The 9,759-nt window shown below is 58.7% G+C and carries 19 protein-coding genes; 3 read left to right on the top strand and 16 right to left on the bottom strand.

Annotated elements, in window-relative coordinates; all coding sequences use genetic code 11:
* The coding region (locus HMCN_RS19940; RefSeq protein WP_238552211.1) for a hypothetical protein at nt 1-356 on the top strand (356 nt) is incomplete at its 5' end.
* A 250-nt stretch (nt 357-606) separates the two neighbouring features.
* Here the strand turns inward: HMCN_RS19940 and HMCN_RS0115960 are convergent.
* From HMCN_RS0115960 to HMCN_RS0115890, 14 genes are all read right to left on the bottom strand, one after another.
* Nucleotides 607-813, bottom strand: coding sequence for a DUF551 domain-containing protein (locus HMCN_RS0115960; RefSeq protein ID WP_025918320.1), 207 nt, complete (start codon nt 811-813; stop codon nt 607-609).
* Entirely contained in the window at nt 810-1,874 is a 1,065-nt protein-coding gene (locus tag HMCN_RS0115955; RefSeq protein WP_025918319.1) for a DUF5131 family protein, read from the bottom strand. The genes HMCN_RS0115960 and HMCN_RS0115955 overlap by 4 nt, the downstream gene beginning before the upstream one ends.
* Nucleotides 1,871-2,452, bottom strand: a complete 582-nt coding sequence (locus HMCN_RS0115950; RefSeq protein WP_025918318.1) for an Nmad5 family putative nucleotide modification protein — start codon at nt 2,450-2,452, stop codon at nt 1,871-1,873. The genes HMCN_RS0115955 and HMCN_RS0115950 overlap by 4 nt, the downstream gene beginning before the upstream one ends.
* Nucleotides 2,453-2,499: 47 nt before the next feature.
* The gene (locus tag HMCN_RS0115945; protein WP_025918317.1) at nt 2,500-2,742 is read right to left on the bottom strand and encodes a hypothetical protein; all 243 of its coding nucleotides are present in this window, start codon (nt 2,740-2,742) and stop codon (nt 2,500-2,502) included.
* Nucleotides 2,739-3,206 carry a hypothetical protein gene (locus HMCN_RS0115940; RefSeq protein ID WP_025918316.1) on the bottom strand — a complete coding sequence of 156 codons (468 nt, stop codon included), beginning with the start codon at nt 3,204-3,206 and terminating at the stop codon, nt 2,739-2,741. The genes HMCN_RS0115945 and HMCN_RS0115940 overlap by 4 nt, the downstream gene beginning before the upstream one ends.
* Nucleotides 3,203-3,706 (bottom strand): hypothetical protein, encoded by a 504-nt coding sequence (locus HMCN_RS0115935; RefSeq protein ID WP_025918315.1) that lies wholly within the window; start codon nt 3,704-3,706, stop codon nt 3,203-3,205. Before HMCN_RS0115935 ends, HMCN_RS0115940 begins: the two co-directional genes overlap by 4 nt.
* Nucleotides 3,703-4,248, bottom strand: coding sequence for a hypothetical protein (locus HMCN_RS0115930; protein WP_035627612.1), 546 nt, complete (start codon nt 4,246-4,248; stop codon nt 3,703-3,705). Before HMCN_RS0115930 ends, HMCN_RS0115935 begins: the two co-directional genes overlap by 4 nt.
* Nucleotides 4,245-4,496 (bottom strand): hypothetical protein, encoded by a 252-nt coding sequence (locus HMCN_RS0115925; protein WP_025918313.1) that lies wholly within the window; start codon nt 4,494-4,496, stop codon nt 4,245-4,247. Before HMCN_RS0115925 ends, HMCN_RS0115930 begins: the two co-directional genes overlap by 4 nt.
* A complete protein-coding gene (locus HMCN_RS0115920) occupies nt 4,493-4,804 on the bottom strand; it encodes a hypothetical protein (RefSeq protein ID WP_025918312.1) in 312 nt (103 codons plus the stop codon). The genes HMCN_RS0115925 and HMCN_RS0115920 overlap by 4 nt, the downstream gene beginning before the upstream one ends.
* Nucleotides 4,801-4,992, bottom strand: a complete 192-nt coding sequence (locus tag HMCN_RS19695) for a hypothetical protein (RefSeq protein WP_025918311.1) — start codon at nt 4,990-4,992, stop codon at nt 4,801-4,803. Before HMCN_RS19695 ends, HMCN_RS0115920 begins: the two co-directional genes overlap by 4 nt.
* 2 nt (nt 4,993-4,994) lie before the next feature.
* Nucleotides 4,995-5,663 carry a tyrosine-type recombinase/integrase gene (locus HMCN_RS0115910; protein ID WP_025918310.1) on the bottom strand — a complete coding sequence of 223 codons (669 nt, stop codon included), beginning with the start codon at nt 5,661-5,663 and terminating at the stop codon, nt 4,995-4,997.
* Nucleotides 5,664-5,816: 153 nt separating this feature from the next.
* Nucleotides 5,817-6,029 carry a hypothetical protein gene (locus HMCN_RS0115900; protein WP_025918309.1) on the bottom strand — a complete coding sequence of 71 codons (213 nt, stop codon included), beginning with the start codon at nt 6,027-6,029 and terminating at the stop codon, nt 5,817-5,819.
* A 167-nt stretch (nt 6,030-6,196) separates the two neighbouring features.
* Nucleotides 6,197-6,661, bottom strand: coding sequence for a phage regulatory CII family protein (locus HMCN_RS18400; protein ID WP_025918308.1), 465 nt, complete (start codon nt 6,659-6,661; stop codon nt 6,197-6,199).
* 129 nt (nt 6,662-6,790) lie between these two features.
* Nucleotides 6,791-6,979, bottom strand: coding sequence for a hypothetical protein (locus HMCN_RS0115890; protein ID WP_025918307.1), 189 nt, complete (start codon nt 6,977-6,979; stop codon nt 6,791-6,793).
* A 126-nt stretch (nt 6,980-7,105) separates the two neighbouring features.
* On the opposite strand from HMCN_RS0115890, the gene HMCN_RS0115885 reads away from it, so the two are divergent.
* Nucleotides 7,106-7,888: a hypothetical protein gene (locus HMCN_RS0115885; RefSeq protein WP_025918306.1), complete on the top strand. Its 783-nt coding sequence runs from the start codon at nt 7,106-7,108 to the stop codon at nt 7,886-7,888.
* A 39-nt stretch (nt 7,889-7,927) separates the two neighbouring features.
* On the opposite strand, the gene HMCN_RS0115880 is transcribed toward HMCN_RS0115885, so the two are convergent.
* Nucleotides 7,928-8,716: a DNA adenine methylase gene (locus HMCN_RS0115880; protein WP_025918305.1), complete on the bottom strand. Its 789-nt coding sequence runs from the start codon at nt 8,714-8,716 to the stop codon at nt 7,928-7,930.
* Nucleotides 8,717-8,895: 179 nt separating this feature from the next.
* Here HMCN_RS0115880 and HMCN_RS0115875 point away from each other — a divergent pair, with 179 nt between their 5' ends.
* The gene (locus HMCN_RS0115875; RefSeq protein WP_155837608.1) at nt 8,896-9,201 is read left to right on the top strand and encodes a hypothetical protein; all 306 of its coding nucleotides are present in this window, start codon (nt 8,896-8,898) and stop codon (nt 9,199-9,201) included.
* Nucleotides 9,202-9,213: 12 nt separating this feature from the next.
* Here the strand turns inward: HMCN_RS0115875 and HMCN_RS18395 are convergent.
* Nucleotides 9,214-9,759, bottom strand: a 546-nt coding sequence (locus tag HMCN_RS18395; protein ID WP_025918303.1) for a hypothetical protein, incomplete at its 5' end; no start/stop codon positions are given.

The following is a 9,759-nucleotide window of genomic DNA, read 5'->3' as shown; positions in this document are numbered from 1 at the left end:
ATTCTTCAGTTCTTCTATGGAAGCCATTCAATGAATCTCTTATTCCGGTTTTATGCAGACACACTGTTTCGAGTGGATTTTTCAATCCAGCGTTTCTTCTTCGCTATCGTTTTCGGATCGTTGACGTAACAGGCTTTGCACCACGAATGCGGCCGGCCCTTGCAGAAATAGAAAAACTCAGGATCCGCCGGCCAGAACTCCCCGCATTGGGCGCACTTGATCTCGTCGCCAATTTCTGTATTTATGCGTTCTCTGGCCATCTCAGCACCTTTTCCATTCTCATTGCCTGTTTGTGCTGCGCAGGATCCCAACCAGGAGAAAGCAGACGCCAGCGATCGTCAAGACTCCCTGGATAAGTCGATCCCTTCGGGTTGGGGCGTTGATCGTCATCTGCCAGGCACCATTGCTTCCCGTTCCAGTACACCGGGCTCATGAAGCGGTTATACCCATCTGGGTTTTGCCACTCGTCTGGAAGGGCTGTGCGCCATGCCGTTTGCACTTCATACCAACCAGGCCGGATCGGTTCGGCATGCCGGCAGATTACCCACGCGCGAGGAGGGGTGGCGATCGGTGCATCAGGTGGATCAAATAGGGTTAGCTGGGCGGTCATTCCGTAGGCCCTTCCGGCATCTCGGCCCAGTGTGTTGGCGTGGCTTCTTCCGCATCGACGTAGTACCAGCAGTTATCAGCGTCATTCCAAAAACCCAGCCACACTGGCTCATTAGCTGCGGGATCAAACAGCAGCACGGTGATGTCGCTGTCCGGCAGTCGCTCGGACACCGGAATCCAGGTAAGGGTCTCGATCAGGTTCATGCTGACACCATTGGGTATTCATCCCATGTCCGGCCGTCAAGCGTGCGGTCGGCGACTTTCTTGCCATAGCGGATCATGACGGTGGCATAGCCAGGCTTATCGCTGATGATGTGTTCTGGCCTCTTTTCAAAGCCGCCAAAACCGAGTTCAGTAACCGGAGCCCACTCACCCCACTGCTTAAATAGGAACGGAACGCCGGCAGCCGCGCACTGATCGCGCAGGCTCCGCGCCCAATCCGGATGCATTGGCCGGGCCTTTGGGCCGCTTTCACCACCGCAAACAACCCAATCGAGACGGTTCGTCATGTGGCTATTCATGAACGCGTTACCGTTCATCGCACGCGGCCCAAACATTTTTGCCTGAAGCCATGGGCGAATATTTACGTCACCGAGTAGCGGCTCGGCGCTGATCCAGCGCGCGGCAGCAGGCGTTTTCAGTAGTAACGGTATGCGTTCTGCAGCGGCATCCTGATCCTCTACTGAGACACCGAGCCAGACGTTCGGCAACGGCCAGCGCCCGAGAATGTTGACGCGGCACCGCTTGGCAACCCCCGCAGGCATGGCTTCAGAGGCCAGCTGGGCGAGCAAGTAGGGTTGCCAGTCGTCGCCCGGGAACTTAGCTTGCAGCGCGGCACAGTCATAAAGTGGACGCTTTTTGTGGCCTTCCAGCCAATCGAAAAACGCGAGCATGCGGTGGGGCCGTTTCGTCAGCACCTGGTAAGTGTGCTGTGATGCGCCGGCCATCACGCCGAACACTGCCGCGATGAATTCAAACGGCACGTCCGGGTGGAACAAATCAGACATGCTGTTGACGAAAATCCTCCGTGGCTTGGTCCAGCGGATCGGCTGATCCAGCATGCCCGGCACCAGCATGATCTTGCCGGTCCACTTCGCGCCTTGGGTGGTTTTGGTGGTCAGTCCGTCATACGGCTGGCCGGGACCGCCGAAGCGGCCGGCGACGCCCATCGCGTAGCAGTTCTTGCAACCGTCGGATACTAGGCTGCAGCCGCGCACTGGATTCCAGGTGGCGTCGGTCCATTCAATTCCTGTCTTGTCGCTCATAGCGCACCATTCGGCGCCGAGACCAGCCCCATCATGCGATTGATCGACAGGGTCAAGTCATAGGGAATCGGCAGCGTGTCCTTTACAACGGCCCGCGGGAAGAATTCTTCCCCTTCCGGCCATACCAGCATCAGCTTCTCCCGCGTGTTGACTGAATACAGCAGGGTGAGCAGCTGCGTTTCCAGCATGGCCTTGTCAGCCTTGATAGCATTGAATTCATTGACCAGGCGTTCCGTCTGCGGATACAGGGGATGCGTTTCATCCACGGTAAATTGGTCGGTGATGACCCCAGGCTGTAAACGATCACGCGACAGTTCCAGGTTGGGAGAAAGCTCATCCTCAGTCGCGTGGTGATACCGCGAGATGAACCCGGATGCGCTAATGGTGACAGTACTCATAGTGCGAACCCATCCACGCGGCAATTTTTTGGCGATTTTCTCGCCCTCGCCGAATGCATGTTCATACAGTGCATCACCCAGCAAACTGCGATTGGCTTCGTGGATCTGCTGCCGGTCGGTAAAGCGCGCCTTCACGCATTTTTCGATGATGGTTTGGCGGTGTTCTTTAGTTAATTTCATGCTGTTCTCCTTATCTTCGATGAATGAATTCCTTGTTGTTGTGTGCTCTAGGCCGCCACCATCAACGATTTCAACTCCCGAATCGGCATATCGCTGTGTTCGTGCAGCCGGATCAGCATGTCGGCGCTGACCGGCGTGCGGCGGTGCCGGATCTTGCTGATGACCGGAGGCATCACGCCCAGGCGGCGCGACAGTGCGGCGTCGTTCTTCAGCGCCATCGTTTTCAGCATCGCGTCCAGCAGTCGGTCCGGGTTGTAGGCGGGGTCATTCATCAGGGCATTGGTATTCATGCAGCGTTCCTTTCGAGTTCAACTTGAATGCACACGGTCTGCAGCAGGCTGTGCGCGTAGTCTTCGGTCATGTCCATCGTTTCGGTGCGCAGGGTGGCCAGCGCGGCGCGCATGTCGGCTAGGTCGGAGGCGAACACCATGCTGCCGTAGTGCAGCTTGTTGGCCACGCGGCGCAGCGGTTCGGTCGGCATCGGGCGGCCGCTGCGTTTTTCGTGCAGCGCGTAGGCATCGGCCACGCCGTTGATGGCCGGCGCGCTGGTGTACCAGCAGCTGTCCTTCATGCTCTGAAAAATCGGCGTGCCGCGCTGGTCGGCGTCGGAGAAGCCGGTGGCTTCCATCTGGTTCAAGATGTCTTCCAGCGGCTGGAACACGCTGCGCAGCTTCCACGGCTGGGTGCGCAAGGTGCGCGCACCGGCCGGACGGTGGCGGTAAGCCTTGCGGCGGGGCGGTTTGGCGCGGCTCACAGTACGCCCTCCAAAAAATCCGGAGTGAACGCCAGCCGCACGCCTGCCGCGCCGATCAATACGCGGCAGGGCTCGCCGCCTTGCGCCAGGGTGATCCGGGTATGCCGCCAGTCTTTATCCGACAGGGCGACCGCGAAATCGGCATCGGAGCCGACGAATGATTCCAGCACCGCCTGGGCGAACAGGCCGAGCGGTGACGTCGGGTTCTGGATGCTCTGGCCGTGCCGGACCAGCTCCACCAGCGAGAGAGGGGCTGCGGTGTGGTAATCGGCGTCCAGAATCGCGGTCGCTTCCAGCCACGGCACCGGGCAGCGGTCCAGCACCGGCACCAGCCGGCCGGAGATAGCGCCGACCGGCACCATCAGCGTCATGCCCAGGCGGCTGGCAATCAGGTGGCCGTAGGCACGATTTAACAGCGACTGCTCCGGCCGGTTGAATTTCTGCAGTACGTTTGCAGTGCGCCGGGCGTTGAAATCATTGAGTGTGGCGAGTGTATTCACAGCACCCCCGCCAATTCCTTGAACCGCTTCAGGAACAGTGCCTCGGCCGACACCGGCATCAAGGGCGAAATGCTGGCGTGGCGCGGGAAAATACCGTCCAGGATCGGCCACGGCGACAGGTCCGGCGCCATCAGGTCGCGCCGCTCGGCGGCCAGCATCTGCAGATCGGCGCGCTTGACGGCCTCGGTCGATTCTGGTGTCGGCGTCACGCCATAGGTATCGAACAGGCGCGACTGCATCACCCGCTCGTAATCGCGGTAGGGGCCCATCGACGGCAGTCCCTTCAGCGGCTGCACCATGTCGCCGAAGTAGCTCTCGGCCGCATCGTGCAGCAGCGCCTGCAGGCGGTATTCGACCGGCACCATCTGCGACACCAGCACGCTGTGCTGCGCCACGCTGTAGAACTGGCGGGTATGCCCACCGAAACGGCAGCTCTGCGACAGCGCATGCGCAATGTCGGTGATATGGAATTCGGCCTCATGTGGTTCGGTCAGGCTGATGTAGCGGCCGGTGTAGGTCAGGATGCTGTGCTGGATGCTCATGGGTGAACCTTTACAGGGAGTGAAGGACGGTGTTGCAAGATGCCGCGCAGGAAACTGGCGATGTAAATCAGGGACAGGGCGAACATGCCCCACTGGTGATTCTGGGAAGTGCTCCACAGCCAGATCGGCTGGCTGGCCAGCCCGACCCAGCAGCCGAGCCGGTGGAAGCGCGATCGCGGATCCGACAGCAGCCAGATCGACAGCGCGCCGCTGATGAAAACCCAGGCTTGGAGGAGGGAGGCCATCATTGGGTCTCCTGCGTGTAGTCGCGGATATTCCAGTCGCGAGCCAACTGCTCCCATATTTCCCCGCCGTTATCGAAGTACATATGCACTTCCTGCGCCGGGGAGTGATCCATGCGCAATACCAGCAGGCAATCCTTGAAAATGGCAGTATCCAGGCAGCGGAAATCGGTCAGATCGAACTTGAAGCGGTTACCGTTGTACAGACCTAGCAGGAAGCCGGCGACATGGCGGCACTGACCTGAGTGCCCAAGTGCAATCTTCAGCAGGCGACAAAGCGCCTCGACGCTGGCGTCATGAGTTGCCGTCGTCATAGCACGTCCTCCACCAGCGTCAACTCATCAACCGGCACCCGACGCTCGCCGAATTCCGGATCGTGCGGCTGGACGAACGCATAGCGCCGGCCGTTGGCGACGTTCGGGCGGATCTGGGTGACGATGCCGATGTTTTCGCCGTTGTGCCGGACCTCGCTGCCCAGCCAGTCAATTTTTTTGGTTTCCACGTTTAGCTCCTCTTGTCAAAATCTTTGCGCAGCGCGACCAGGCTTACGCGCTTGGCCTTCGTTGCATCGGTTTGGGTCAATGCCTGCTCCAGCTCCTCGCGCAGCACGCCGGTATAGACGCCGGTGCTGGCGATCGAGGCGTGGCCCAGCGCTTCCTTGGCGATGCCGCGCGGGTCGGCCGCTTCGCTGTTGCGCATGATGTTCATGGCGCGGCTGTGACGCAGCCAATGCGGCGACGCGTCCGGCGGCAGGCCGGCGATCGCAGCCCAGTGCTTGAAGCGCATCTGGAATGAGCGCACCGACATTGCCCGGCAGCCGTCGTGCTGGCGGCTGACCACCAGCGGGGCATCAACGGGGGACCAATCCTTGCCGACCATTTCAAGGTGCACATCGATCAGCGTCTTCAGTGCAGCGCGCAGCGGGGCGGTGACGAACACGCGGTGGTCGGTCTTGCCGCCCTTGCGACGCTCTTTCGGGATGAACAGGTATTTGTGCTGCAGAGCTTCATGCACATCGCCCAGCGTGATCAGGCTGAATTCGGTGATGCGCAGGCCGGACAGCAGCAGGGCATTCAGCCAGGCCGCATCGCGCCGCGCCAGAATGTCGGACGGCTGCTGCGCTGCCTTGATCAGGCGCTGCTGCTCGTCGGAGGTCAGGTATCTATGAAGCATGGCTTCTCCAATCAGGGGTAAAGGGACTGCGGGTACTACGGGAACTGCGAAATTCGGGTTAACCTAATGTCGGGTAGTCCATCCACGCCGCCAGGGCCAGCCAGGACAGCAGCACGGCCAGGCTCAACATCCAGTCAAGAATCTGCTGTTTCATCACGCACCTCCGCGTTTCAGGATGGCCGCCCGGGCCGCGTTTTTAAGCGTCAGCGCAATCGACGGCACCGTCAGCGCCCGATCGAACGGCATGCTTTCCTTGTCCCTGACGCAGCGCTCGTACGCCGCGCGCAGATCGTCCCGGGTTGGGTTGCGCAGCACCACCGGCAGCGCCAGCGTCTGCTGGCGCGAGTTGTCTTTGCTCCACCCCATGACGGTCTCCCGAAGCTGTGAACAATTTGGCTTGAATGACTTTGGCGAACAGGCGAACGAATTCGGCCTCGAAGCCGCCGATGAACGCACCCGGCGGCACGTTGTCTACCACCTGCGTGATGCCGGCGCGACGCAATGCAGCAGGGATCGCCGGGGCAGGGGATGGCCTACGCATCGACCATGCCCTCGATGCGGCTCACGGTTTCCAGAATGGAGGTGATGTAGATCAAGGCGCGCTGATGGATGGCCGCATGCTCATCGCGGGAGAACTTGCCGTCTTCCAGCGCCTCTTTCAGCTCGCCGTGGAACTGACCGTTCTTGATGCTGATGTCGGCCACCATTTCCAGCAGCGCCACATCGGAAATCGCCTGCACCGTCGGCAACTTGACGAACACCCCGCCCAGCGTGTGCGCCATCGCCTCCACGATGCGGGTGTCGGAAGCGATCACCTGCACCAGCACTGCATCGGCCAGCGTCGGCTTGTGGGCTGACGATTCGTTTAAATTGGCTTTGTTGTAAAGGGTGCCGGCAGGCATGCCGAGCTTGGCCGCCATCTGCGCGACATCGTAGTCGTGCACTACGGCGCGAAAAGCTTCGTGCACATCCGTAGGGCAGGGGATTTTGTGTGACATGTGAAACTCCGGCGACAATTATCAAATCAACATTTGCCGGAATGCCTACACTGGATTTGCGATGCAGTGAGCCGTCCGGCAGGACGGTAGTGCAAGCCCGCTGACCGTTGGCGCGGTCAGCGGGCTTTTTTAATTCGGCTTCGGTTTGGATCCGGACGTGCGGCGCTCGATGCCTTCGCGGATCAATTCCAGCGCCAGTCCGGCCTTTGTGTAGCCGCCTTTTTCGGCGATCCGATCGAAATCGCGCTTCAGCTCGGCAGTGCCGCGACCGAAGGTGACCATGACGAATTCGCGCTTGTGTTTGGCTTTAGTTTTCATTTTTACGCCTGCTATACTGTCGTTTTCTTGTTAAGCATTTATTTAGTAATTAATGCTTAATCGCTTAGTGCATGCAGTCATTGTATTCCTAAATTTAGGAATTGCAAATAAGAAATTCTTATTTTTATGAAATTAAATTTCCCGTCAATTCCGGAACGCATTACCTACCTGCTCGACGGGCGAAAAACCTATCCGTGGGCGTTGTCTATCGGGATTAGCAAAGGGTCGATGGAGAGTGTGATGAAGCTCGGCGGCATGCTGGGTGGCGATGCGCTATCGGCTATCGGACGTTGTGAAAATGCCCGTATCGATTGGCTGCTGGATGGCCGCGGCGCGCCCTACAGCGTGGACTGTGCCACCAGCGATGACGGCGCGGCAGAATTGCTGCAGGATTTGCTGGAAGAACACTGGAATATCACCATCGTCACCGATGGCCAGCGCATCGCCCTGGTGCTGCATCAGCCGGGCAGTTTTGATGTCAAAGACAGGAAAGACGACAACGGCGTACAGCAATACCGGACCATCGAATACTCCATCATCGAAGTCATCGTCGGGCATATCGGTCGCCGCACCATGGAGCTGGTGCGCTCACGCACCAAGCAGGGCGTTAGTCTGGTAGCCGCCACCGCCGACGTGGTGACGCAGATCGAGCGCGGCCGGATGGGTACCTGGCGCCTGTTGCAGGCTCCGGAGGCGGTACTGCAGGATGCCGAGCAGATCGGATCCAGACACCGCATCTTTTCCCAGTTCAACCAGCAGGAATTATTCCCGGCCAGTAAGGAGGAGGCGATCCTGCTCGATCATTACCGCGCCATGGGGCCGGAAAACCGGGTAGCGATCAATCAGATCACTACTTCGATGGCGGAATACGGGAAAGCTGCTGATCTAAAGGGCAAGGCGTCGTCCTGACTCCAGGATGAAGATAAATAGATATCTTCATCCTGGCATTTAGAAAAGCCCGGCAGGGTCGCTCGGCTTGTCCCAGCTGTAAATAATCACTTCCATTCGGTCTACCGTCTTGGTCCCACCGCCGACCGTATACTTGATCGGTGCAGTTTCAATATGGAAGCCGCTGAAAATCCTCCGGATATCGGGGTGGTCGTTCAGGCTGACAATTGCTTTGCCTTTCAGATTTCGCAGGATATCGGCCATCTTTTCATACTGATCGAGTCCGAAACCTACTCCATATCCCTCGGTTTCCCAGTACGGCGGATCCATGTAGAAGAAGGTGTGCGGGCGGTCATAACGCTCGACACACTTCGCCCAGTCAAGGTTTTCGATAAATGCTTGGGACAAACGCAGGTGCGCAGCTGACAGATTCTCCTCGATCCGCAATAGGTTGATTGGCGGTGCCGTGGTAGCCGTGCCCCAAGTCTGCCCTTCCACTTTGCCGCCGAATGCTTGCTGCTGCAGGTAAAAAAAGCGGGCAGCGCGTTGAATGTCTGTGAGCGTATGGGGTGGCGTATCTTGCAACCACTTGAAGACGTCGCGGCTCGACAGTGCATATTTGAACTGCCGCACGAACTCTTCCAGGTGATTCTTGACCACCCGATAGAGGTTGACCAGATCGCCATTTACATCATTGATGACCTCCACTGCTGCCGGCGGCCGCATGAAGTACAAGGCAGCCCCGCCGGCGAAAACCTCGACATAACAGGTGTGTGGTGGAAATTGTGGAATGAGCGTGGCAGCTAAACGGCGCTTTCCCCCGATCCAGGGGATGATTGGTGTTGCCATATGGAACTTTCTTTATGCTAGACTTCGCTCGCCTCCCGGGAGGTGGCAGAGCCTTGGCTCGGTTCACTGCCTATACAGTGGATTGAGGCCCGGATGAGCTGTTGACGCAGCATGACCGGGCGCTCTGTTTTGGATGCTTTCTGTCGCAAACGTTCTACTGACAAGCTAAGGGGTTGTATATGAGCAGCTGGAAATTTGAACCAGATACAATGTCAATTCGCAACGTTGACCACGGCACATGGGCAATCGATCTGAAGAAACTGGAATCCCAGCAAGCACTCTTGCAATGGATACTCCAGGCCGCGAAGCACAATTTCAATATGCAGGAGCTGTTCGATGAGTTCCGGGTAGCGATTTCCCATTGCTTCAATATCGTCGGTGCGAACGGTGCCACTATGTTGCAGGACCTTTATAAAACAAGCCCCTTCGGCATTGGCCCTCGTCTTGTCGTGAATTGGACATCAGGCTCGATCACACAACGTTGAACTGTCTTTGAATCACTCAGCTGGCGGCACATTCGTGGCCGCCTGCAATTCCCGATAAAACTCCCGCAGCCCTAAAGACTGTTCGCGCCAGGCAAGGCAGGCGGTGGCGTTGAAGGCAGCGGCTTGCCCGACATCAGCAAGCGAAACGGCGGCGGGCTCTCGGTCAGACTGGCCGGCAGGTCCGGCAGGCTCACCTGCCCAGGCGGCATTGTGGCTGCGCACGAAGCCAGCATTGATAGTGCAACGGTCATTGTCAGCTTGCGTAACATAAACGGGTACCTCCTTTTCGATCACGTCGCCCTTGACGTATATTTTCTGAATGCGGTCGCGGTATTTGATCTCGGTCTGCGTCACCACCACCTGCTGCGCCTTCGCGATCCTCACGGTTTGCGCAGCCTGGCCAGTCACATAGTCGATATGGATCTGGCCGGCGACCCGTTCGCCGTGCAGCTGGCCGAACAGGAAGATGATCGCGCCGGCAGCGGCCAGCGCCGCCCAGCGCGCCCACCACGGCAGCTCCAGCTTCAGCAGATTCATGTTGGCCTCATCGCCGCGACA

The organism is Herminiimonas sp. CN, from assembly GCF_000622895.1.
GTDB lineage: Bacteria > Pseudomonadota > Gammaproteobacteria > Burkholderiales > Burkholderiaceae_D > AVCC01.
This window is presented reverse-complemented; position numbering and strand designations above follow the sequence as displayed.